Source organism: Marinactinospora rubrisoli (assembly GCF_042664915.1).
Taxonomy (GTDB): Bacteria; Actinomycetota; Actinomycetes; order Streptosporangiales; family Streptosporangiaceae; genus Marinitenerispora; species Marinitenerispora rubrisoli.
The window spans coordinates 112,618-135,979 of the sequence record NZ_JBHTBH010000003.1; the positions used below are offsets into that span (position 1 = coordinate 112,618).

22 protein-coding genes are annotated in these 23,362 nt (G+C 71.4%); 16 read left to right on the plus strand and 6 right to left on the minus strand.

Annotated features, from left to right (window positions below):
• Positions 1-332 precede the first annotated feature (332 nt).
• The 3 genes from ACFQRF_RS07295 to ACFQRF_RS07305 all read left to right on the plus strand — a co-directional run bounded on the left by ACFQRF_RS07295 (position 333) and on the right by ACFQRF_RS07305 (position 3,265).
• The gene (locus tag ACFQRF_RS07295; protein WP_379869915.1) at positions 333-806 is read left to right on the plus strand and encodes a ComF family protein; all 474 of its coding nucleotides are present in this window, start codon (positions 333-335) and stop codon (positions 804-806) included.
• An 842-nt stretch (positions 807-1,648) separates the two neighbouring features.
• On the plus strand, positions 1,649-2,350 hold the full coding sequence (gene hpf, locus ACFQRF_RS07300) for a ribosome hibernation-promoting factor, HPF/YfiA family (RefSeq protein ID WP_379869916.1): 702 nt from the start codon (positions 1,649-1,651) through the stop codon (positions 2,348-2,350).
• A 225-nt stretch (positions 2,351-2,575) separates the two neighbouring features.
• Entirely contained in the window at positions 2,576-3,265 is a 690-nt protein-coding gene (locus tag ACFQRF_RS07305) for a response regulator (protein WP_379869917.1), read from the plus strand.
• 222 nt (positions 3,266-3,487) lie between these two features.
• Here the strand turns inward: ACFQRF_RS07305 and ACFQRF_RS07310 are convergent, their stop codons facing one another.
• Positions 3,488-3,832 carry a hypothetical protein gene (locus ACFQRF_RS07310; protein ID WP_379869919.1) on the minus strand — a complete coding sequence of 115 codons (345 nt, stop codon included), beginning with the start codon at positions 3,830-3,832 and terminating at the stop codon, positions 3,488-3,490.
• Between the two features lie 221 nt (positions 3,833-4,053).
• Here ACFQRF_RS07310 and secA point away from each other — a divergent pair, with 221 nt between their 5' ends.
• Complete coding sequence (secA, locus tag ACFQRF_RS07315) at positions 4,054-6,933, plus strand: preprotein translocase subunit SecA (protein WP_379869920.1); 2,880 nt, start codon at positions 4,054-4,056, stop codon at positions 6,931-6,933.
• A gap of 49 nt (positions 6,934-6,982) precedes the next feature.
• On the opposite strand, the gene ACFQRF_RS07320 is transcribed toward secA, so the two are convergent.
• Together ACFQRF_RS07320 and ACFQRF_RS07325 are read right to left on the minus strand one after the other, a co-directional pair.
• Entirely contained in the window at positions 6,983-7,141 is a 159-nt protein-coding gene (locus ACFQRF_RS07320) for a DUF397 domain-containing protein (protein WP_379869922.1), read from the minus strand.
• Positions 7,142-7,149: 8 nt separating this feature from the next.
• The gene (locus ACFQRF_RS07325; protein WP_379869923.1) at positions 7,150-7,938 is read right to left on the minus strand and encodes an SDR family NAD(P)-dependent oxidoreductase; all 789 of its coding nucleotides are present in this window, start codon (positions 7,936-7,938) and stop codon (positions 7,150-7,152) included.
• Positions 7,939-8,059: 121 nt separating this feature from the next.
• On the opposite strand from ACFQRF_RS07325, the gene ACFQRF_RS07330 reads away from it, so the two are divergent.
• A complete protein-coding gene (locus tag ACFQRF_RS07330; protein WP_379869924.1) occupies positions 8,060-8,698 on the plus strand; it encodes a TetR/AcrR family transcriptional regulator in 639 nt (212 codons plus the stop codon).
• A gap of 90 nt (positions 8,699-8,788) precedes the next feature.
• Here the strand turns inward: ACFQRF_RS07330 and ACFQRF_RS07335 are convergent, their stop codons facing one another.
• On the minus strand, positions 8,789-10,171 hold the full coding sequence (locus ACFQRF_RS07335; protein ID WP_379869925.1) for a PTS transporter subunit EIIC: 1,383 nt from the start codon (positions 10,169-10,171) through the stop codon (positions 8,789-8,791).
• Between the two features lie 100 nt (positions 10,172-10,271).
• Positions 10,272-11,012 carry a GntR family transcriptional regulator gene (locus ACFQRF_RS07340; RefSeq protein ID WP_379869927.1) on the minus strand — a complete coding sequence of 247 codons (741 nt, stop codon included), beginning with the start codon at positions 11,010-11,012 and terminating at the stop codon, positions 10,272-10,274.
• Between the two features lie 195 nt (positions 11,013-11,207).
• On the opposite strand from ACFQRF_RS07340, the gene ACFQRF_RS07345 reads away from it, so the two are divergent.
• The 7 genes from ACFQRF_RS07345 to ACFQRF_RS07375 all read left to right on the plus strand — a co-directional run bounded on the left by ACFQRF_RS07345 (position 11,208) and on the right by ACFQRF_RS07375 (position 18,137).
• Entirely contained in the window at positions 11,208-12,251 is a 1,044-nt protein-coding gene (locus ACFQRF_RS07345; protein WP_379869928.1) for an SIS domain-containing protein, read from the plus strand.
• 143 nt (positions 12,252-12,394) lie between these two features.
• Complete coding sequence (locus ACFQRF_RS07350; protein WP_379869929.1) at positions 12,395-12,631, plus strand: PTS sugar transporter subunit IIB; 237 nt, start codon at positions 12,395-12,397, stop codon at positions 12,629-12,631.
• Between the two features lie 199 nt (positions 12,632-12,830).
• A complete protein-coding gene (locus ACFQRF_RS07355) occupies positions 12,831-13,277 on the plus strand; it encodes a PTS sugar transporter subunit IIA (RefSeq protein WP_379869930.1) in 447 nt (148 codons plus the stop codon).
• A 16-nt stretch (positions 13,278-13,293) separates the two neighbouring features.
• Positions 13,294-13,965: an HAD family hydrolase gene (locus tag ACFQRF_RS07360; RefSeq protein WP_379869931.1), complete on the plus strand. Its 672-nt coding sequence runs from the start codon at positions 13,294-13,296 to the stop codon at positions 13,963-13,965.
• Between the two features lie 37 nt (positions 13,966-14,002).
• Positions 14,003-14,260, plus strand: a complete 258-nt coding sequence (locus ACFQRF_RS07365) for an HPr family phosphocarrier protein (RefSeq protein ID WP_379869932.1) — start codon at positions 14,003-14,005, stop codon at positions 14,258-14,260.
• A gap of 402 nt (positions 14,261-14,662) precedes the next feature.
• On the plus strand, positions 14,663-16,345 hold the full coding sequence (gene ptsP / locus ACFQRF_RS07370; RefSeq protein WP_379869934.1) for a phosphoenolpyruvate--protein phosphotransferase: 1,683 nt from the start codon (positions 14,663-14,665) through the stop codon (positions 16,343-16,345).
• Positions 16,346-16,484: 139 nt separating this feature from the next.
• A complete protein-coding gene (locus tag ACFQRF_RS07375) occupies positions 16,485-18,137 on the plus strand; it encodes a glycoside hydrolase family 3 protein (RefSeq protein WP_379869935.1) in 1,653 nt (550 codons plus the stop codon).
• Between the two features lies 1 nt (position 18,138).
• Here the strand turns inward: ACFQRF_RS07375 and ACFQRF_RS07380 are convergent, their stop codons facing one another.
• Positions 18,139-18,774: a Uma2 family endonuclease gene (locus ACFQRF_RS07380; protein WP_379869936.1), complete on the minus strand. Its 636-nt coding sequence runs from the start codon at positions 18,772-18,774 to the stop codon at positions 18,139-18,141.
• 439 nt (positions 18,775-19,213) lie between these two features.
• Between ACFQRF_RS07380 and ACFQRF_RS07385 the strand changes: the two genes are divergently transcribed.
• From ACFQRF_RS07385 to ACFQRF_RS07400, 4 genes are all read left to right on the plus strand, one after another.
• Positions 19,214-19,876, plus strand: a complete 663-nt coding sequence (locus tag ACFQRF_RS07385; protein ID WP_379870414.1) for an HAD family hydrolase — start codon at positions 19,214-19,216, stop codon at positions 19,874-19,876.
• Positions 19,877-19,958: 82 nt separating this feature from the next.
• Positions 19,959-20,414 carry a DUF6912 family protein gene (locus ACFQRF_RS07390; RefSeq protein WP_379869937.1) on the plus strand — a complete coding sequence of 152 codons (456 nt, stop codon included), beginning with the start codon at positions 19,959-19,961 and terminating at the stop codon, positions 20,412-20,414.
• A 137-nt stretch (positions 20,415-20,551) separates the two neighbouring features.
• On the plus strand, positions 20,552-22,180 hold the full coding sequence (gene pruA / locus ACFQRF_RS07395; RefSeq protein WP_379869938.1) for an L-glutamate gamma-semialdehyde dehydrogenase: 1,629 nt from the start codon (positions 20,552-20,554) through the stop codon (positions 22,178-22,180).
• Between the two features lie 196 nt (positions 22,181-22,376).
• Positions 22,377-23,081 (plus strand): HAD family hydrolase, encoded by a 705-nt coding sequence (locus ACFQRF_RS07400; protein WP_379870416.1) that lies wholly within the window; start codon positions 22,377-22,379, stop codon positions 23,079-23,081.
• The last annotated feature ends 281 nt before the right edge of the window (positions 23,082-23,362 follow it).

Below are 23,362 nucleotides of genomic sequence, written 5' to 3' on the forward strand. Positions count from 1 at the left end.
TTTCCACAGCCCGGAGATCGCGCTGGCGGCCGGGCCGCCCGGACGCCGAGCCTGGGGACATGCGACGATTCCGCCTTGCCGCCCTCCCGCCCGCCGTCCTCGAACGTCTCGCCAGCGTGCCCCCGGCGTGGCATCGGCTCGCCGCCCGCACCGGAGTCACCGGCCTGTTCGACCTGGCACTCGGGGAACCCTGCGCAGGCTGCGCTCGCCCCGGCGGGCCCGTGTGCTCGCGCTGTGCCGATCTGATGGACCGCCGGCCCCGCCCATGCCGGCCGCGTCCGGGCTGCCCACCGGCCTGGGCCGCCGGGCCGCACTCCGGGCGCGATCGGGCGGTGCTGATCGCCTACAAGGAGCACGGCCGGCGGGCCCTGGCCGGGTTCCTCGGCCGCCGGCTGGCCGGTGTCGCCGTCGCGGCCGGGCACGCCGGGCCCGGCACCGTTTTCGTCCCGGTCCCCGCGAGCCGCGCTTCGGTGCGCCGTCGTGGCGCGGATCCGTTGCGGCTCCTCACGGCGGTGCTCGCCGCCGAGCTGGCCGCGAGCGGGCCGCCGGTGCCGGTCGCGGTGCGGGCGCTGCGGCACGTTCGGCCGGTGGCCGACCAAGCCGGTCTCGATGCCGCCGCCCGGCGGGCCAACCTCGCCGGGGCGCTCGCGGTCCGTCCCCGGGCCGCCCCGCTGCTGGCCGGGCGGCGGGTGGTCGTCGTGGACGACGTGCTCACCACGGGCGCCACTCTCGCCGAGGCCGCCCGCGCGCTGCGCCGCAGCGGTGCGCCGCCCGCCGGAGCGGTGCTGCTCGCCGAGCGCGACTGATCCGGCCCGGCCGGATCGAGTCCGTGGGACGGGCCGTAGGCGGAGATCGTCAAGAAGCCTTTACCTTCCTGTGTGGTTTGCGGCTTCTGGGACGGTTTGCGGGTGATGTGGGGGTGCCGTCGGCAGCCGAAGGTGAAATTGGCACCTGACATCTGGGGGATCTCGGGCTAGCGTTCCAGACATGGCACCCGTCCGGGTCCGTGGTTGCGTCGGACACGACGCCGTCCGAAGGGCGGCGTCCGTCCGGCAAGCCGATGCCAGCCGCAGGCGAAACGGCCCACGTAAGGCGACTTTTCGTCGACCGATCACGGTGCGGCTTAGAGGTAAGCCCTGCCTCGCCGGAGGTCCCGATGTCCTCCGGAACCGGGAGAAGGACAGTAGTGGCGCTCAAGCGCCGCGAGCTCCTCAGCAGGCGGATGTGGGGACGAAGACCAGGTCGGCCGGACGGGTGGCATATCTCTTCCCGCATGCCCGGGGCACCGGCCCCCGGCGTTCCCCGGCCCGTGCGCGCCGCGCCCGCCGGCCGGCGTGGCGCACGGCGGGCGCGCGGCCCGGCCACCATGCGAGCTCCCCGCGGCCGGCGGCGGGCGGTGGCCCCGGATTCACGGGTGAGGACGCGGACTCCATGGGTATACCTACCGCTCCCAGAGCATGTACCGGCGACCGCCCGGAGCCGCAGGGCATCCGGAGCACGACCACCAGGTACTGACTGCCGTCCGTCGGACGGCGACGGCGGAGAGGAGGACGGCACACGACGCCCTCCGCGCGGGCGCGAGGGCGACCACACAGCACCGAGCAGGGTTGCCGCCGCAGCGCGGCAGTCAGGCGACGAAGGGGGTCACGTGGACATCATCGTCAAGGGTCGACGCACCAATGTCAGCGAGCGCTTCCGGCAGCAGGTCGATGCCAAGCTGGCGAAGCTCGCCAAGTGGGAGAACAAAGGCATGAGCGTCGATGTGGAGGTGTCCAAGGAACGCAACCCGAAACTCGCGGACAGCCGCGAACGGGTTGAACTCACGATCCACTCCAGCGGCCCCGTGATCCGGGGCGAGGCGTCCGCCCACGACCGCTACACCGCGCTCGACATGGCCATCAGCCGCATCGAGGCGCGGCTGCGCAAGGTCGCGGACCGCCAGAAGGTGCACAAGGGCAGTAACCGCGCCCCCGTCTCGGTCGCCGCCGCGACCGCCGATCTGGCCGGAGCGCTGCAGTCGCCGGCCCCCGTCGCGGTCCAGACCGAACCCGCGCCCCGACCCGGGGCGGAACAGGCGCCCACTCCGGCGCCCACACCCAACCGGCCGGCCCGGGCCGCCGCCGGCACACCCGACGAGAACGTCGTCGAACTCGACACCCAGGGGGCGGCGCCGGTCATCGTCCGAGAGAAGTTCCACTACGCCAAACCCATGACCATCGACCAGGCGCTGATGGAAATGGAACTCGTCGGCCACGATTTCTACCTGTTCCGGGACGAGGAGCGCGACGCCCCCAGCGTCGTCTACCGCCGCAAGGGCTTCAACTACGGGGTTCTGCGCCTCATGGAATAGGCTGACAGCCAGCTGATCCGGGCGTCCGGCCCGCGATCTCCGGCCTTTCTCCGGAGAGTCGCGGGCCGCGCGATGTGGTACGGCACCCGCCGGGCGAATTCTCGTTTCGCTCGAATTCCGGGAAAACCAGCGAAAACCGGTGAAGCGGCGTCGGTCGCGTGTGCGTCGCGGCCACCCGCGATCCCGCGCGCCGCAGGCGCCGCGGGGGAGGAAGGGACACAGGTCGTGAGCGGGACTCCCCCCACCCGTTGCGAGCCCATCCGGGTCCTCGTCGTGGACGATCACGCGTTCTTCCGGCGCGGGCTGGTGTCCGTGCTCGCGGAGGAGGCCGACATCGACGTCGTGGGCGAGGCGGGCGACGGGGAGCAGGCCATCCGCCAGGCCGGTGATCTGCGGCCCGACGTGGTGCTGATGGACGTGCGGATGCCGCGCACCAGCGGGATCGACGCCTGCACCGGCATCAAGGACGCCGTGCCCAGCGCCAAGATCGTCATGCTCACCATCAGCGACGAAGAGGAGGACCTCTTCGAGGCCATCAAGGCCGGCGCCACCGGCTACCTGCTCAAGGAGATCGCGGTGGACGAGCTTCCCGAGGCCGTGCGCGCGGTCTCCGGCGGGCAGTCCTTCATCAACCCGTCCATGGCCACCAAGCTCATCGGGGAGTTCGCCACGCTCGCCCGCAAGGACAAGGGCCGGTCCCAGCAGGTCCCGGCGCCGCGGCTGACCGAGCGCGAGATGGAGGTGCTCCGGCTGGTCGCGCGCGGACTGAACAACCGCGACATCGGCCAGAAGCTGTACATCTCGGAGAACACCGTGAAGAACCACGTGCGCAACATCCTGGAGAAGCTCCAGCTGCACTCGCGCATGGAGGCCGTGGTCTACGCCGTGCGGGAGAAGATCCTGGACGTCGACTGACATCCGGAGCGGCGAGCCGCCGAGCGTCCGGAGCCGTCGGTGTCAATGGCCGAAGGCTCGATCGCGCCGGCGGTGGAGGGGAGCGAGGTGGGGAGCGCGACCGGAAACACCTGCGGCGAGCCGCCGAGCGTCCGGAGCCGTCGGTGTCAATGGCCGAAGGCTCGATCGCGCCGGCGGTGGAGGGGAGCGAGGTGGGGAGCGCGACCAGAGGCACGGAGTCGGTCACGCGTCGCCGGAGAGTTCCCGCTGCCGCTCCTTGATCTTGTGCAGCGGCGTCGAGTGCATCTCCTCCTCGTCGTAGCGGGGGTCATCGAGCACCACGTCGGTGAAGATGTCGGCCGCCAGGCACACCAGGCCGCCCAGCGCCATGGCGATCAGACCGGCGCCCATCAGCCACCAGTCGGGTCCGAGCGGCAGCGACACGGCGGCGAGCGTGAACCCCGTGATGATCAGCGCCACCGCGATCCACGAGCCGACCCTGCCGCGGTGGCTGGTGGTCGGCGCCCACATTCCTCCCTCGGTGACATATCCGCGGACGTAGCGCGTTCCGTGTCTGCTGTGCGCCATGATCGCCGCCCTCCGGGCCGACGGGGTTCGCCGTTCACCGCTTCTTCCCGAGGGGATAACCCACGCCAAACGCGCTAAACACCCGGCCGCGACGCCCCGGGCGCCGCGCGATATACACGTATGCCCGCTGAGGCAATAGGCTCGCCTACGATGGAACGCTGGGGGTAATGGACCGTCCCGCCTCCGGACGCGGGCAACGATCTGCGAGGAGCGGATAGGAAGTGCCAGGCATACTCGACAAGGTCCTCCGCGCGGGCGAGGGCAAGATCCTGCGCAAACTGAAGAAGCTGAAGGACCAGATCAACTCGATCGAGGATGACTACGTCGATCTGAGTGACGCTGAGCTGCGCGAACTGACCGACGAGTACCGGCAACGCCATGAGGACGGCGAGTCGCTGGACGACCTGCTGCCCGAGGCCTTCGCCACGGTGCGGGAGGCGGCCAAGCGCACGCTGGGCCAGCGGCACTTCGACGTCCAGCTGATGGGCGGTGCGGCGCTGCACCTGGGCAACATCGCCGAGATGAAGACCGGTGAGGGCAAGACCCTGACCTCCACGCTCGCGGTGTACCTGAACGCGCTGGCCGGGCGTGGCGTGCACGTCGTCACGACCAACGACTACCTGGCCCGCCGCGACGCCGAGAACATGGGCCGTATCTACCAGTTCCTCGGCCTCGAAGTCGGCGTGATCGTGCCCGAGATGAGCCAGGCCGACCGCCGCCGCGCGTACCAGGCCGACATCACCTACGGAACGAACAACGAGTTCGGCTTCGACTACCTGCGCGACAACATGGCGCTGTCGATCGACGACTGCGTCCAGCGCGAGCACTACTTCGCGATCGTGGACGAGGTGGACTCCATCCTCATCGACGAGGCGCGGACCCCGCTGATCATCAGCGGCCCGGCCGAGCAGAACTCCCGCTGGTACGCGGAGTTCGCCAAGATCGCCCCGCGGCTGCGGCGTGACGTCGACTACGAGGTCGACGAGAAGAAGCGCACCGTCGGCATCACCGAGTCGGGCGTGGAGAAGGTCGAGGACTGGCTGGGCATCGAGAACCTGTACGAGTCCGTCAACACCCCGCTGATCAGCTTCCTCAACAACTCGCTGAAGGCCAAGGAGCTGTACCGCCGCGACAAGGAGTACATCGTCAAGGACGGCGAAGTGCTCATCGTGGACGAGTTCACCGGGCGGGTGCTGCGCGGCCGCCGGTACAACGAGGGGATGCACCAGGCCATCGAGGCCAAAGAGAAGGTGCGGATCAAGGACGAGAACCAGACGCTCGCCAAGGTCACCCTGCAGAACTACTTCCGGCTGTACGAGAAGCTGGCCGGCATGACCGGTACCGCCTCCACCGAGGCGGCCGAGTTCAACCAGACGTACGACATCGGCGTCGTGCCGATCCCGACCAACAAGCCGATGATCCGCTCCGACGAGCGCGACGTGGTGTACAAGTCGGAGGACGCCAAGTTCGCGGCGGTCGTGGACGACATCGCCGAGTGCTACGAAAAGGGCCAGCCGGTGCTGGTCGGCACCACCAGCGTCGAGAAGTCCGAGCTGCTGTCCAAGCTGCTCAAGCGGCGCGGCGTGGCGCACCAGGTGCTCAACGCGAAGAACCACGCCCGTGAGGCCGCCATCGTGGCCCGCGCCGGCAAGCTGAAGGCCGTCACCGTGGCCACCAACATGGCCGGCCGCGGTACCGACATCATGCTCGGTGGCAACCCGGACTTCATCGCCGACGAGGAGCTGCAGGCGCGCGGCCTCTCCCCGCTGGAGACGCCCGAGGAGTACGAGAAGGCCTGGCCCGAGGCGCTGGAGAAGGCCCGCAAGGAGGTCGAGAACGAGCACGACCAGGTCGTCGAGGCCGGCGGGCTCTACGTGCTCGGGACCGAGCGGCACGAGTCGCGGCGCATCGACAACCAGCTCCGCGGCCGTTCCGGCCGGCAGGGCGACCCGGGGCAGTCCCGGTTCTACCTGTCCCTGCAGGACGACCTGATGCGGCTGTTCAACAGCGCCCGGGTCGAGATCATCATGGACCGGCTGAACATTCCGGACGACCAGCCCATCGAGTCGGGCGTGGTCAGCAAGGCCATTCAGTCCGCCCAGGGGCAGGTCGAGCAGCAGAACTTCGAGATCCGCAAGAACGTCCTCAAGTACGACGAGGTCCTCAACCGGCAGCGCAAGGTCGTCTACGCCGAGCGCCGCAAGGTGCTGGAGGGCGCGGACCTCAAGGAGCAGGTCCAGTCGATGATCGACGACGTGCTTGAGGGGTACGTGCGGGTGGCCACCGCCGAGGGCGACCCGGAGGACTGGGACCTCGACCGGCTGTGGAAGGCGTTCAAGCAGGTCTACCCGATCAGCTTCAGCTCCGACGACCTCATCGAGGAGAACGGCGGCGAGCTGGGCACGCTCACCCCGGACATCATCAACCAGCGGGTGAGCGAGGACGCGCAGGCGGCCTACGAGCGCCGGGAGGAGGAGCTCGGCGCCGACACCATGCGCGAGGTCGAGCGCCGCGTCATCCTCCAGGTCATGGACCGCAAGTGGCGTGAGCACCTGTACGAGATGGACTACCTCCAGGAGGGCATCGGCCTGCGTGCCATGGCGCAGCGCAACCCGCTGATCGAGTACCAGCGGGAGGGCTACGACATGTTCCAGGAGATGCTCGAAGGCATCAAGGAGGAGTCGGTCGGCTTCCTGTTCAACGTCGAGGTCCAGGTCAAGGGCCGCCCGGCCGCCGAGGCGGGCGCGCTCACCGCGGCCAGCGCGGCGGCCACCGCCACCGCGGTGCCGACGGAGGCCGCCCCGGCCGCGGCCGCCACCGTGGAGCCGGAGGAGGCGGTCCAGGAGCCCGAGGAGGTCGCCGAACCCGCCGAGGCCGAGCCGGTCGAGGCGGCGGAGCACCGGCCCGATGTCGTGGTGCCCGGGTTCGGCGCCGGCCGGCCCAGCCACCTCCAGTACTCGGCGCCCGCCGAGGACGGCACGGTGGAGCGGCACAGCGAGACGACCGACGATGAGTTCGGCGACGTCCCGCGCAACGCTCCGTGCCCGTGCGGCTCGGGCAAGAAGTTCAAGAAGTGCCACGGGGACCCGGCCAGCCGGTAGTCACCCGCCACGCACGCAGAGGGGCCCCGCACACGCGGGGCCCCTCGCGCTATCCCGGAATGCCCGGTTTCCGGCAGCGCCCCTCGCGCCGGACGGCACCGAGGAAGGCGGCCCACTCGCTGGAGTAGAGGGTGAGGTGGCCACGGTGCGGGTTCTTGGAGTCGTGGAGCGTGACGAAGGCGGGCGCACTCGACGCAGGCGGCCGCACCGCCGGGCTCAAGCCGCGGTGCCGGATTCGGGTTGGAGCGCAGGGCCGAGCAGCAGGCCGCCGTCCAGGACGAATTCCGAGCCCGTAGCGAAAGATGCGTCCTGGGAGGTGATGAAGAGCAATAGGCGGGTGATGTCAGAGGGTTCGGCGAGGCGGGGGATGGCGAAGGGATCGGGCGAGTAGACGTCGGCGATGGCCGGCTGGCCAGCGACGGCGGGTTCGTTGATCAGCGGTGTGGAGACGACGCCGGGGTGGATGGAGTTGACCCGGATGTTGTCCCGCCCCAGCTCCAGCGCGGCCGTCTTGGTCAGCCCGCGCACGGCCCACTTGCTGGCGGTGTAGGGGGCGTAGTAGGCCGTGCCGACGTGGGCCATGGTCGAGGCGATGTTGACGATGGTTCCGCCACCGCCCCTGCGCATCGACGGAGCCACGGCCCTGATGCCGAGGAACTGGCCGGTGACGTTGACGCTGAAGCTGTGCTCCCAGGTGCGGAGTTCGGTGTGCTCGATAGGGGCCGCCGGGTTCTGGACTCCCGCGTTGTTCACCAGGATGGTGACCGGCCCGAAGTGGCCTTCGACTTCTCGCACCAGTGCCGCCCAGTCGTCCTCGCTGGCGACATCCAGGCGAACGGACAGCGCCCGCTGACCGAGCTGAGCAGCGAGATCGCGGCCGGCGTCGTCGTCGAGGCCGGCGATGACGACGTTCGCCCCCTCGGCGTGGTAGCCCCGCACATGACTGCTGCCCATACCCCCGCTGCCGCCCGTGACGACGACGGTCTGACCCGCAAAGCGTTCCATGATGCATCCTTCCCGGCTCACATAGAGGTGAGCCGAGTGACTCACCTCTTCTCTCAAGGTATGAGCAGGGATAGAGGTGAGTCAAGTGACCCACCTCGCAGTAGGGGGCATACTGGGGGACATGACGGCACAGCCTTCCGAATACCACCGGCGGGTGGCAGCGCAGAAGCGGACGTCCATCATCGAGGCGGCGACGAAGCTGTTCCTCGACTCCGGCTACGACGGCACCTCGCTGGCCCGCATCGCCGAGGCGGCCGGAGTGTCCAGGGCAACGCTGTTCAAGCAGTTCACCACCAAGGCGGCCCTGTTCGAGGCGATCGTCACCGAATACTGGAAGGTCGACGACGAGGAGGCGCCCCTCCCCGAGCCAGGGAACCTCCGCGCGGGGCTTGAGGCCATCGGACGCCGATACGCGGCCCTTCTCACCCAGCCCGGCATGGCCGCCCTCTTCCGCATCGTCATCGCCGAGGTACCGCGCTTCCCCGAGCTCGGCGAGACCCAGTTCAAGCTCGGCAAGCTGCCCTACTTCGAATCCGTCCGCCGCTACCTGGCGGCGGAGAACGCCGCTGGTACAGCCCGGCTCGACGATGCGGAGATGGCGGCGACCCAATTCCTCGGGATGATCTCCAACTACGTGTTCTGGCCGCGGATGCTGCTCGCACACTGGGAGCCCGACGACACCGCCATCTCCAACGCGGTCGACCAAGCGGTGCTGACCATGCTCGCCCGATACGGCGCGCCGGGGACCCACGGCGCCTGAGACACCAGGCCCCGAACCCCGGGACAGGGCCGGACGCATGCCCGGAGGCGGGCCGGGGTGATCCGACCCGCCTCGCTGGACCCCGGGAGGTCAGGTCCGGTCGGAGTCACCGTCCTTGCCGGAGGCGGCGCCCTCCGCCGGGGCCGTACCGTCCGCGCCGGGCGTGCCCGCCGCGGCTCCCTCAGCCGCGGGCTGGTCGTCGCCGGGCTCACGGCCCGGAGTCGGCAGGTTCAAGCGGGTGATCAGCAGGTAGAACACCAGGTAGTACACGGCGAAGTAGACCACGCCGAGGCCGAGGATCCAGATCAGACCCGTGGTGTTGTCCTTGGTCGCGTTCAGCAGCAGGTCGATCAGCCCCGCCGAGAACCCGAAGCCCAGGTGCGCGTCCAGCGCGTTCAGCAGCGCCATGGATATGCCGGTCAGCACCACGTGCACGGCGAACAGCACCGGCGCGATGAAGATGAACGCGTATTCGATCGGCTCGGTGATCCCCGTGACGAACGCCGTGAGCGCCGCCGAGATCATGATGCCGCCCACCACCGTGCGCTGGCTCGGGTGCGCCGCCCGCCACATGGCGAGCGCCGCCGCCGGCAGGCCGAACATCAGCACCGGGAAGAAGCCGGACAGGAAGCCGCCGGCGGTCGGGTCGCCGGCCAGGTAGCGGTTGATCTCGCCGTGCACCACGCCGTTCGGCCCCTCGTAGGAGCCGAACACGAACCAGACCACCGAGTTGACGATGTGGTGCAGGCCGAACGGCAGCAGCAGCCGGTTGACCATGCCGTACACGCCCGCGCCGACCGCGCCGGAGCCGATGATCCAGGCGCCCAGGCTGTCGATGGCGGCGCCGACCGCCGGCCAGACGAAGCCGAACACCACGCCGAGCAGCAGGCCCGCCAGCGCGGTGAGAATCGGCACGAACCGCCGCCCGCCGAAGAAGCCCAGCCAGGTGGGCAGCTTGATCCGGTAGAAGCGCTGCCAGAGCAGCGCCGCCACCAGGCCGATGACGATGCCGCCCAGCACGTCCGTGGGGTTCTTGGCTCCCCAGTTGACGACCGCGCCGTCCACGGTCTCCAGGGTCACCCGCTCGCCGACCGTGCCGCCCAGGTCGAAGAAGATCGTCTTGGTCACCCGGTCGAACACGAGGTAGCCCACGAGCGCCGCGAGAGCGGTGGAGCCGTCGGCGCGGCGCGCGAACCCGATGGCGACGCCCACCGCGAACAGCAGCGGCAGGTTCTCGAAGAGGGCGTTACCGGCCTGGCCGACCACGTCGGCGACCGGGACCAGCCACGACATACCGGGCCAGCCGGCCGCACCGTCGCTGCCGAGCAGGTCCGGCTGGCCGAGGCGCAGCAGGATCGCGGCGGCCGGCAGGACGGCGATCGGCATCATGAGGCTGCGGCCGATGCGTTGTAGTACCGCCAGCAGCGAGGCGGTGGGGGATGGGCCGTTCGCGACGGCCGTTGGGGCGTTCACCGTGAAACCTCCCGATGGTGTGCCACCCGGGGTGGCTGGTGGGTGTTCGTTCCGGCCGCGGACCGGTGGGGCCGGACTCCGGGGACGGGGCGGGGTACCGTCACCCGGCTCCGCGGCGGAGCGGTTCGAGGGTGGAACGCAGCTGGTAGCGGTCGGCGCGGTAGGTGGAGATGGCGACCTCCACGCACGCGCCGGCGGCGAAGCTGCGCCGCTGCAGCAGCAGGACGGCACTGCCGGGGGGCAGCCCCAGCAGCCGGGCGTCGGCCGGGTCGCACAGGCCGGCCTCGATCGTCTGCTCGCCCGAGTCGAGCAGGACGCCGTACTCCTCCTCCAGCAGCTCGTACAGCGACCGCCCGGCCAGTGGCCGCCCGGCCAGGCCGGGGGCGACGGCGACCGGGATGTTGGACCGCTCGATCGCCATGGGTTCGCCGTCGGCGGTGCGCAGCCGCTCGATGTGGTGGACGGGCGCGCCCGGCTGGACGCCGAACAGCCGGGCCAGGTGGCCGCTCGCCGGATCGACCCGGCGAGCGAGGTCGCGGGAACCGGGGACGAAGCCGCGGGCGCGCATGTCCTCGGTGAAGGAGGCCAGCCGCAGCGACATCTCGATCTTGGGCCGGGCGACGAAGGTCCCCTTGCCGGGGACGCGGTACAGCTTGCCTTCCGCCACCAGATGGTCGATGGTCTGGCGGACGGTCATCCTGGACAGCCCGTAGCGGACGCCCAGCTCCCGCTCGGAGGGGATGGCGTCGTCCACCGCGAGCCCGGAATCCTCGATCCAGTCGAGAAGGATCTCCCGCAGCTGGGAGTACTTGGGTACGGGGCTCATGGGGTCGATCGTCATGGGGGAGACCTGTTCGATTCCGGACGTGTCGGATAGGGTGCCGCTGGTATAGGCCGGACTAGACCACGCTGGCTCCCCCCGTGTCAATGCCCTGACCGGTCGGACCCCGCCTCTCGCGCGGGAGGTGCGGCCGGGCGCGAGGTCGGCGGGAGAGCTGCGGGCGGCCGACGCGATCCGCGACCGGAAGGGGCCGGGATGACGAGTAGACCGAGCGTGATGAGCCGTGAGATCGCCGAACAGCCCGCGGCGATCCACGACACCCTGGCGGAGCTGCTGCCCCGCCTGACCGAGATCGCCGACCTCGCCCGCCCCACCCGCCAGGTGCTGTTCATCGCGCGGGGCTCCTCCGACAACGCGGCGGTGTACGGCGGGTACCTGGCGCAGACGCACGCGGCCCGGCTGGCCACGCTGGCGTCGCCCTCCGTCGCCACGGCCTACGGGACGCGGCTCGACCTCTCCGGCGTGCTCGCGGTGGCTCTCTCGCAGTCCGGCCGCACCGAGGAGATCGTCGAGACCATGAACTGGGCCGCCGAGTGCGGCGCGCGCACCGTCGGCATCACCAACGACGCGGACTCGCCCGTGGCACGGCTCGCCGACCTCGCCATGGTGACCCGCGCCGGTGACGAGGTGGCCGTCCCCGCCACCAAGACCTACACCACCCAGCTCACTGCGCTGGCCGTCCTCGCCCTCGCGCTCGGCGCCCCCCTGGACGCCGGCGAGCTGCGCGAGGTCCCCGCCGCGATCGAGCGGCTGCTCGCCGGCCCCTCGGAACCGCTGGACGCCATCGCCGACCGGCTGGTCGGGGTGCAGGGCGCGGTCGTCTCGGGGCGCGGACTGGCGTTCTCCACGGCCCTGGAGGCCGCTCTCAAACTCAAGGAGGCGTGCTACCTGCACGCCATGGGGCTCTCTTACGCCGACCTGCTGCACGGCCCCATCGCCGTCGTGGACGCCGACACGCCCGCCCTGCTGGTCGCCGCCGACTCCGGGCCCACGCTGTCCGGCACGGTCGCGCTCGCCGAACGCGTATCGGCCGCCGGCGCCCCCGTCTACGGAATCGGCGGCGGAGCGGCGCTCGCCGGGGCCTGCGACCTCGCGGTCCCCGGCCCCGACCTGCCCGAGTGGCTGGCCCCGATCGGCCTCATCGTGCCGGCCCAGCAGCTCACCGAGCGCCTCGCTCGCGGCCTCGGATACGACCCCGACCGGCCGCGGGGGCTCGGCAAGGTGACCCAGACGTCCTGACCGCCGCTCCCGGCCGCGCGACCGCCCCGTCGCCAATCGGGGGAGGCGGCGCGGCCGGATACGTGACCGAGATTAAGCTCGGCTGTGATCGGCATCGCGCGGCGGTATGGCACGATCCCGTAAGCCCGACCTGGAGGTAGCAGATGGCAGACAAAGCGACCGCGATCGTGGCGGGACTGGGGGGTGCGGCCAACATCAAGGAGATCGAGGCGTGCATCACCCGGCTGCGCACCGAGGTCGTCGACCCGGGACGGGTGGATCAGGCCGCGCTGAAGGCGGCCGGCGCGCACGGTGTGCTCGTCTCCGGGACGGTCGTGCAGGTCGTGGTCGGCCCGGAGGCCGACACTCTCAGCGACGACATCGCCGACCTGCTCGACTGACGGCGTCGCCGTGCCGCGGTACAGCGTCCCGTGGCGCTTGAACGGGGGATCCGCCTCCCGTGGCGCTTGAACGGGGACACGCCTCCCGTGGCGCTCGGACGGGACCGCACCGCGGCACCGGCCGCCACGCCGCCATCTCCGCCCGCGCCCGACCACAGCCCCCCGGCTCCCGTAAGGGAACGAGAAAGGAGTAGGGCTCGTGCTGTCTGTTCTCTCCCCCGTCGCCGGCACCGCGGTGGGGCTGTCCGAGGTGCCCGACCCCGTCTTCGCCCAGGCCATGGTCGGTCCGGGCACCGCGATACGCCCGCACCCCGGACCGCAGGAGGCGGTGGCCCCGGTCGGCGGCCTGCTGGTCAAACTGCACGCGCACGCGTTCGTCGTCCTCGCCGAGGGGGACCGCGGTGTGCTCGTCCACCTGGGCATCGACACCGTGAAGCTCGGCGGCGCGGGGTTCGAACGCCTGGTGGCCGAGAAGACGGAGGTGAGCGCCGGACAGCCGCTCATCCGCTGGGACCCCGCGGACGTCACCGCGCGCGGGCTGTCCCCCATCGTGCCGGTGGTCGCGCTGGACGCCGTGGGGGACGTCATCTCCCGCGCCGTCACCGGGGCGGTCGACCGGGGCGCACCACTGTTCCGCTGGGCCTGACGGGAGAACACCACACATGCCCGACCTGACCGCGACCGACGGCTTCCCGGTACCGCGGGCCGCGCTGTTCGACCTCGACGGAACGCTGATCAACAGCGAGCCGCGCAGCCTCGCCACCTGGGCCAAGCTGCTGGACGCGCACAACGTCCCCTATGACGACAAGCTGCTGCACCGCTTCATGGGGCGCCGCGGACAGGACGTCTTCGCCGAGTACCCGGACCTCATCCCCGATGTCACGCTGGACGTCATCGTCGCCGAGTTGCGGATGTACAGCGACGCCCCCGACCTCCCGCCGATCGAGCACCTGCCGAACTCCGTGGAGTTCGTCCACCGGCTGCACGCCGCGGACGTGCCGTTCGGGCTCGTCACCTCCGCCGGGCGTGACTGGGCCGAGGCGGCCCTCACCGCGCTCGGCGTGCGGGAGCTGTTCGGCCCGGTCGTGACCGCGGGCGACGTCACCCAGGGCAAGCCCCACCCGCAGGGGTACCTGCGCGGCGCCGAACTGCTCGGGCACGCCCCCGAGCACATCGTCGTGTTCGAGGACACTCCCGCCGGGATCGAGGCCGGCCGGAGCGCCGGGATGCGCGTCGTCGGCATCACCACCACGCACGAGCCGGCGACGCTGTACCGGGCGCACCGCGTCGTCGAGCACCTGACCGAGATCGACTGGCCGGACGTGCTGCGCTGACCCGCGCCGTCCCGTCCCCACGCAAGGAGCATGCACCGTGCCCCAGCGCCGCCTGACCGTCCGGACCGAGGTGGGACTGCACGCCCGGCCGGCCGCGCAGTTCGTGCGGGCGGCGGCCGAACACCCCGGCGACGTGACCGTCGCCCGGGGCGACGGCGATCCGGTGCCCGCCAAGAGCATCCTGGCCGTCCTCGCGTTGGGCGTCCGCCACGGGGACGAGATCACCGTGACCGCGGAGGGCGAACGGGCCGAGGCAGTCCTGGACGCCCTTGCGGCGATCGTGGAGGCGGACTGATCGGAGGGCGAACACGGAACGGCGAGCCGCCGAGCGTCTGGAGGCGTCGGCACCCCCTGGGCGTAGCCCCTCTTGTGTCGGCGGTGGAGGGGAGTGAGGTGGTGAGCGTGACCAGGGAGTTTGGGTGGCGAGCCGCCGAGCGTCTGGAGGCGTCGGCACCCCCTGGGCGTAGCCCCTCTTGTGTCGGCGGTGGAAGGGAGTGAGGTGGTGAGCGTGACCAGGGAGTTTGGGCGGCGAGCCGCCGAGCGTCTGGAGGCGTCGGCACCCCCTGGGCGAAGCCCCTCTTGTGTCGGCGGTGGAAGGGAACGAGGTGGCGAGCGCGACCAGAAATACCCGACAGGGATAACCGCAACAGAAAGAACACCGGGCCCTCCCGGTCCGGCGAATAACAAGGAGGACCACTTGTCGGAGACGCTGACCGGTGTCGGAGTGAGTGCCGGCGTCGGCTACGGGCGCACGCTCCGGCTGGCACGATCGGTGCCAGAGCCCCCCGCCGGTGCCCGCCACGACGGCGACGTCGAGGCCGAGACGCGGCGGGCGATGGCGGCGATCGAGGAGACCGCCATCGACCTCACCGAGCGCGGCGAACGCGCCGGAGGCGAGGCCAAGGACGTCCTCACGGCGCAGGCGCTGATGGCACGCGACCCTGCGCTGGCCAGTGACATCGAGAACCGCATCGGCGCCGGCACCTCGGCCGCGCGGGCGGTCTTCGAGGCGTTCACCCAGTACCGCGACATGCTCGCCAACGCGGGCGCCTACCTCGCCGCGCGGGTCGCCGACCTCGACGACGTGCGGGACCGCATCGTCGCGCGGCTGCTCGGCGTCCCGGTTCCGGGTATCCCCGAATCCGGCGACCCCTTCGTGCTGCTGGCCCAGGACCTGGCGCCGGCGGACACCGCGCTGCTCGACCCCGAGCGGGTGCTGGCCTTCGTGACCCGCGAAGGCGGCCCCACCAGCCACACCGCCATCCTGGCACGCGCCCTCGGCCTCCCGGCCGTGGTCGCCTGCGAGGGGGCCGAGGGGATCGCCGACGGCACCCAGGTGCTGGTCGACGGCGCCACCGGCGACGTCGTGATCAGCCCGGACGCCGACGTCGTCGCGAGCGCCAAGGCGCGCGCCGCGGCCCGTGCCAGCGCCGCGGAACGCAGCCGCGGCCCCGGCCGGACCGCCGACGGCCACCACGTGCCGCTGCTCGCCAACGTCGGCGGCCCCAAGGACCTGCCGGCCGCCCTGGAGAACGGCGCGGAGGGCGTGGGCCTGTACCGCACCGAGTTCCTCTTCCTGGACCGCTCCGACGCCCCCACGCACGAAGAGCAGGTGGCCGCCTACCGCGCCGTGCTGGAGGCGTTCCCCGGCGCCAAGGTCGTGGTGCGCACCCTTGACTCCGGGGCGGACAAGCCGCTGGCGTTCCTGCCGGCGCCGGCCGAGGAGCCCAACCCGGCGCTCGGCGAGCGCGGGCTGCGCATGATGCGGCGCTTCCCGGAGATGCTGGACGCCCAGCTCGCCGCCCTCGCGGAGGCGCACCGCGACACCGAGGCCGACCTGCAGGTCATGGCGCCGATGGTGACCGACGTCGAGGACACCGAGTGGTTCGCGGCCACCGCCGCGCGGGCCGGCATCGAGCAGGCCGGGATCATGGTCGAGGTCCCGGCGGCGGCCCTGCGCGCCGCGCACCTCGCCGAGGCGGCGGCCTTCTTCAGCATCGGCACGAACGACCTCACCCAGTACGCCTGCGCCGCCGATCGCGAGATCGGCACGCTGAGCCGGTTCCAGGACCCCTGGCAGCCGGGCGTGCTGGAGCTGGTCGCCCTCACCGCGTCGGCCGCGGCGGACGCCGGGCGGCCGTGCGGGGTGTGCGGGGAGGCCGCGGCCGACCCCGCGCTGGCGTGCGTGCTCGTCGGTCTGGGCGTGACGACGCTCTCGATGGGCGCCGCGGCGCTGCCGATGGTGCGGGCGGCCCTGGCCGCGCACACCCTGGAGCAGTGCCAGGCGGCGGCCGCGGCGGTGCGCGCCGCCCGCACGACCGCCGACGCCCGCCGCGCGGCGCGGGACGCGCTGCCCGGCCTGGCGGACCTGGGGCTCTGACGCGACGCCGGGCGGCGCACCCGCGGGTGCGCCGCCCGGCGCGAGCGGGCGGACAAGTGCCGCGGAAGGGCCTAAGGTGATGACGGGCCGTGAGTCGCCCGTTCCCGCCTTCTCCCCGATTCCGGAAGTGCTCGTGCGCATGTCCCTCCGTCGTTTCCTGGCCCCGCTGGCCGCCGGCCTGCTGCTGACCACCGCCTGCGGAGCCGCCGGCGGCGGCCAGAGCGACCCGGGTTCGCCGCGGCCCTCGGAGGCCGACGCGGCGGCGGCCGCCGCCGAACTGCTCGCCGACATGAGCGTGGAGGAGAAGGTCGGCCAGCTCCTCGTCCTCACGGCGGCCGGCACCACCGCCGAGGAGAACGCCGAGCTGATCAGCGAGTACCACCCCGGCGGCTTCATCTACTTCCCGGAGAACCTCACCGACGTCGAGCAGATCACCGCGCTGTCCAACGGGCTGCAGGAGCGCGCCGCCGACGACTCCGGCATCCCGCTGTTCCTCGGGGTCGACCAGGAACAGGGGCTGGTGGCCCGGCTCCCCGTGGGCGCGCGGTTCCCCGACGCGATGGCGGTGGGCGCCACCCGCGACCCCGAGGCCGCCGCCAGCCTCGCGAGCACCACCGCGGCCGAGCTCGCCGCGCTCGGCATCAACCTGGACTACGCGCCGGTCGCCGACGTCAACGTCAACCCCGACAACCCGGTCATCGGCATCCGTTCCTTCGGCTCCGACCCCGAACTCGTCGGCGAGATGGCCGCCGCCGAGGCCGCCGCCTTCGCCGAGGCCGGGGTCGTCCCCGTCATCAAGCACTTCCCCGGTCACGGTGACACCGACGTCGACAGCCACACCGGTCTGCCCACCGTCACCAAGTCGCGCGAGGAGTGGGAGCGCGTGGACCTGCCCCCATTCCAGGCCGCCGTCGAGGCGGGCGCCGACATGATCATGACGGCGCACGTCTTCATGCCCGAACTGGACGATTCCGGGGAACCCTCCACGCTGTCGGAGAACGTGATCACCGGCATCCTGCGCGACGAACTCGGCTACGACGGCGTCGTCACCACCGACGCCCTCAACATGGAGGGCGTGCGGCAGACCCACGACGACGGCGAGATCGCGGTCCGCGCCGTCCTCGCCGGGGCCGACCAGCTGCTCATGCCGCCGGACCCGCGGACCGCCTACGACGCGGTGCTGGCCGCCGTGCAGGAGGACCGGATCACCGAGGAGCGGCTGGACGAGTCGGTCCTGCGGGTCCTCGAACTCAAGCTGCGCCGCGGCCTCTTCGACGCCGGTCCCGCCGACGCCGGGCAGGCGGCGGAGGTGGTGGGCAGCGCCGACCACACGGCAGCGGCCCAGCAGGTCGCCGACGCCTCGGTGACGCTGCTGCGCAACGAGAACGGCGTCCTGCCGCTCCGTGAGGGCGCCGCGGTGCGGGTCACCGGCTCTGGCGCCGACGGAATCGCCGCTGCGCTGCGCGATCTCGGCTACCGGACCACCGACTCGGCCGCCGACGCGGACGTGACCGTGGTAGGAACCAACGGCGCACGCGGCGACGCCGAACAGCGGGCCGTGGTCTCCGACGCCCGGTCCGGTGGCACGCCGGTCGTGGTGGTGGCCCAAGGCACCCCGTACGACATCGCGGCGCTGCCCGGCCTCGACGGTTACCTGGCGGTCTACTCGTCCGTGGATGTCTCGCTCACCGCCGCCGCCCGTGTCCTGGCGGGCGAGGTGAACCCGTCCGGCCGGCTGCCGGTGGACATCCCGGACACGGACCTGGCGTTCGGGGACGGGCTGGGGTACTGAGTCAGGCGCGGCTGCCCGTGGTCTCGCGACCACCCAAGTGGCTGCGCCAGTCGCCATCGGCGAGCAGCCATCGGGGGACCATCCGCACGGGGAAGGGATGGTCGGTCTCGAAGACCTCGGTGCCGGCCGCGTGCCGCACCTCGTGATAGTCCTCTCCGCGTCGTCGCAACTCGGTGATCGCGGTTTCGCCGGAGGCGATGTCCACGATCCAGTACGCCGGAATCCCGAAGCGCGCGTACTCCAGCGTTTTGAACTCGTAGTCGCGGATGCTGCTCGCCGGCGAGACGATCTCGACGGCGAGCAACGGTGGGTGGGTGAGGTAGTGGTAACCGTACGGATCGGGGCTGACCGGCTCGTCGCGTTTGACGCAGACGTCCGGGATGCGGTGGTGCTCCCCGCCACGCTTGAGGACGAGGCCCGGACCCGTCTGGACCTCGAAGCCACCGGACGCGGCAGTGCAGAGCAGCCAACAGAGCCGGGTCTGCATGCGGACGTGCGGCAGGGGCGGCGCCGGCGACACGTCGAGCTGGCCGGCCACGAGTTCGTACCTCTCGCCGTTGTCCGCAACGTCGGCCAGGTCGTCCACGGTCAGCTGGTGCCGTGCCGGCCGCCGCGGTATGGGGCGAAGCGCGATCACGCGGATACCTCCGTCCGCCGAATGTGGGGACGTGTCTGCAAAGTCATGTGCTGCATGTCGGCCAGCTTGCCGAATTTTCGCCGCCTTCGAACGTGTATTCGAGTATCCAAATCTTATTCGCGTTCGCTCTCAGCGGAACGACCAGGTCAGTCCGGGTGTGCCGGTTCTGGTGCGACACCGACCTGGAATTCCAGGACGGTCGCGATCACACCCGTCACCGTGGCCCCAGAGGTTCGGTGACTTCCGGCCCCCTTCGGCCGAGCGGTCGGCCCGCTGTCTCAGGCGACCTCGTACAGCCCGGCCGGACTCGGAGGATTCGAATCTCGCCGTACGGGGAAAACTCTCCGCCCCACCGGTGGAACGGGCGCCGCTGGGGCGCGGGCCACCCCGTGAACGGTCACCCGGAGCGGATGGAGGCGATTCCGTGTCTGTGCCGTCAATGCCGTGCCGAGGCGTCATCACCGACTGGGGCGGCGTTCTCACCTCGCCGCTGCTGGAGACCATCGATGCCTGGCTGGAAGCCGACCGTATCGACCACGAGCGGTACCGCACCGTGATGCACACCTGGGTCAACGGCGCCTACGGCGGCGCCGGTGCGGCTCTGGCCAACCCCATCCACGCCCTGGAGCGGGGCGAGGTCGAGCCGAGCGTCTTCGAACGCCGGCTCGCCGCGGAGCTCCGCTTGGTCGATGGCGGAGCCGTCCCCCACGAAGGGCTCCTGGAGCGGATGTTCGCCGGTTTCCTCCCGGTCGAGGAGATGTACGCCGCCCTGCGCCAGGCACGCCGCCAGGGGGTGCGGACCGGCCTGCTGTCCAACTCCTGGGGCAACGGCTACCCACGCGACCGGTTCGCCGACACCTTCGACGCCGTCGTCATCTCCGGCGAGGTCGGCATGCGCAAGCCCGAGCCCGAGATCTTCCGGCACGCCCTCGACCTCATCGGACTGGCACCCGAGGAGTGCGTCTTCATCGACGACATCGAGCACAACGTGGCCGCCGCCGTCGAACTCGGCATGACCGGCATCCTGCACCGCGACCCGGAGGAGACCCGCGTCCGGCTGGAGGAGAGCTGCGGGATCTCGCTGGACCCGATGCCGTCCTGACCAGGCGGTGGCGCGCGGAGCCGGCCGACTTTTGGCACACTCGGCGTGACACCCGACGCCCACGCCCCGAATGAGTCGACCGATGCGCATCTACCTGCCCAGCACTCTCCCGGCCCTCGCCGCCGCCCTGGCCGAGGGCCGGTTCGAGCCGGCCCCGCTCTCGGGCTACGGGGTCACCCCCGCACTGCGCGCGCGGCTCGGCGACGACGAGGAGGAGCTGGAGTACGAGGCGATGCGCGCCGCGGCCGACGCCTCGCTGCGGCTCCTCGCCGCCGACCCGGCCGCCCCCCGTCGCCGCGTGGTGATCGCCGCCGAGGTCCCCGAGACCGCCGTCGACCCCGCCACCGAGTCCGGCGAACCCGCCGCGCTGACCGTCCACGGCGCCGTCCCGCTGAAGCGGGTGGCCTCGGCGCACGTCGATGATGAGGCGGCCATGACCGACGTCGCCACCGCGGTGACCGAGGACGATCCGGCCCGCGCGGACGAGCACGAGCTGCTGTGGTACGCGACGCAGGAGTTCCGCTATCTCGTGGAGTAGCGGGTCACCCGCGCTGAGCGATTTTTTTCGGGGGTGTTGGTGGTTCTGGCCACGGTCCCCTCGGCCGGGGTGACCGGCATGGCGGGCGGGTAGGGGATTCATGGCGGTTCCCGCTGCGTCGTGTTCGGAGGTGTCGCATGGACGCCGTGACCAACGTTCCCGTCCCCGTCAACGAGCCCGTCCTGAGCTACGCCCCCGGCAGTGGTGAGCGGGCCGCGCTCACCGCCGAGATTCAGCGGCTCGGGGTCGGCGGGGCGGAGCTCGCGCAGACGATCGGTGGCGAGTTGCGGTTCGGCGCGGGGGCGTCGATTCCGCTCGTTGTGCCGCACAACCGCTTCCATGTCCTCGGGCGGATGCCCAACGCGACGCATGAGGACGCCGCTGCGGCGGTGGCGGCGGCGAAGGCGGCGGCGCCGGCGTGGCGGGCGATGTCGTTCGATGACCGGGCGGCGATCCTGTTGCGGGCGGCGGATCTGCTGGCGGGGCCGTGGCGGCAGGCGCTGAACGCGGCCACCATGCTCGGGCAGTCGAAGTCGGTGCAGCAGGCGGAGATCGACGCGGTGTGCGAACTGGCCGACTTCTGGCGGTTCAACGTGCACTTCGCCCGGCGGCTGTACGCCGAGCAGCCGCAGTCCGCGCGCGGAGTGTGGAATCGGCAGGAGTACCGGCCCTTAGAAGGGTTCGTGCTGGCCATCACGCCGTTCAACTTCACGGCGATCGCCGGCAATCTCCCCACGGCACCCGCCCTCATGGGCAACGTCGTCGTGTGGAAGCCCGCGCCGACCCAGACGTTCGCGGCCTACTGGCTGATGCGGTTGCTGGAGGAGGCGGGGTTGCCGCCGGGGGTGATCAACATGGTCACCGGTGATGGGCGTGCGGTGTCGGAGGTGGCGCTGGCGGATCCGGATCTGGCCGGGGTGCATTTCACGGGTTCCACAAGGACGTTCCAGCATCTGTGGCGGTCGGTGGGCGAGCGGATCGGGGAGTACCGGTCCTATCCGCGGATCGTGGGGGAGACGGGCGGTAAGGATTTCGTGGTGGCGCACGCCTCGGCGGATCCTGACGTGCTGCGCACGGCGCTGGTGCGGGGGGCGTTCGAGTACCAGGGCCAGAAGTGCTCCGCCGCCTCCCGCGCCTACCTGCCGCGGTCGGTGTGGTCCGCCATGCGCGACGACTTCCTCGGCGAGGTGGAGGCGCTCACCGTCGGCGACGTCACCGGCGACCTCTCCACCTTCATGGGCGCCGTCATCGACGAGCGGGCGTTCGCCAAGAACGTGGCCGCGCTGGACCGGGCCAAGGCCACCGACTCCATCACCGTGCTCGCCGGTGGGATGGCCGATGACTCCGAGGGCTGGTTCGTCCGTCCCACCGTTCTGGAATGCGACGATCCCGAGGACGAGGTCTTCCGCACCGAGTACTTCGGCCCGATCCTGGCCGTGCACGTCTACGACGATGACCGCTACGATGCCGTGCTCGCCCAGGCCGCCGATGTCGCGCCCTACGCGCTCACCGGTGCGGTGATCGCGCGGGACCGCGCGGCCGTGGCACGTGCGACCGAGGCGCTGCGGTTCACCGCCGGCAACTTCTACGTCAACGACAAGCCCACCGGCTCGGTCGTCGGCCAGCAGCCCTTCGGCGGCGCCCGCGCCTCCGGCACCAACGACAAGGCCGGATCCATCTTCAACCTGATGCGGTGGGCGAGCCCGCGCACCATCAAGGAGGCGTTCACCGCCCCCACGGACTGGCGCTACCCGCACATGGCGTGATCCGCGGCCCGGCGCCGCCGGCGACTTCCCCGGCCGCGGCACGCGGGCGCTGTGGGTGCGGCAAGATAGAACGCGAAGGGCGGAGTTGCCCCTCCCGTCGCTTCGGTCCGGCTTGTGCCGCCTTCGTCCCGTCTCCGGGGCGACCGGTGAACGTACTGGTGCACGTACTAAGGAGCCTCCCATCAGCCGGCTGGTGTTGTGGAACATCGACCTCACCCTCGTGGACGTCGCCCGGGTGACGCGGGCCGCCTACGCCGAGGCCTTCGAAAAGGTCACCGGCCAGCCGCTCGTCTACCTGGCGACCACCGCGGGGCGGACCGACTCCGAGATCTTCTTCGAGTTCCTGGCGCGCAACGACGTCGACCTCGACTCCGACGACGACCCGCTCCCCGACTTCGCCGAGGCGCTCAGTGACGCGTTCGCCCGCCGCCGCGACCAGCTCGCGGCGCAGGGCCGGGCCATGCCCGGCGCCGAGGCCGCGCTCGCCGCGGTCGGCCGGATGGACGACACCGTGCAGAGCGTGGTGACCGGGTCCATCATGTCCAACGCCGTGGCCAAGCTCGCCGCGTTCGGCCTCGACGGGCACCTCGACCTCAGCATCGGCGGCTTCGGCTCCGAGCACTACCCCAAGGCGAGCCTCATCCAGTTCACCCGGATGCGCGCGGAGCAGGCCTACGGCCGGCGGTTCCCCGAGCAGGCGACCTTCTACATCACCGAATCCGTCCGCGACGTGGAGGCCGCCCGGATCGGCCACGCCGTCCCGATCGCGGTGGTCAGCGGATCGGCCACCGAGGCCCAGTTGCGCGCCGCCGGTGCGGAACAGGTGGTGCGCGACCTCACCGACCCGCAGGCGCTGCTCGCCGCGATCAGGTCCGGGGGCGCGGACGGCGCCGCCTCCTGACCGCTCGGCCCGGCGGCCGCGCCCGCGCATCGTCGCGCGGCGCAATGGCTGGCCACACGCGGCCCGGTCATGGTGCCGCGCCGCCCGTCCGCGTAACGTCACGGATGACCGCATGTGTACCGCACCCGAACGGAACTGGTGAAACGCACTCTTAACGGTGTTGATCACTGTGACGTCCGGGGAGAAGCAGTAGCCTAAGGGGCAGACCGGCAGGGACAACGAGGTCCCTGCGGTGACAAAGGACCTGTGCGCCACGACATGATCCGCCACGTCGGACCGAC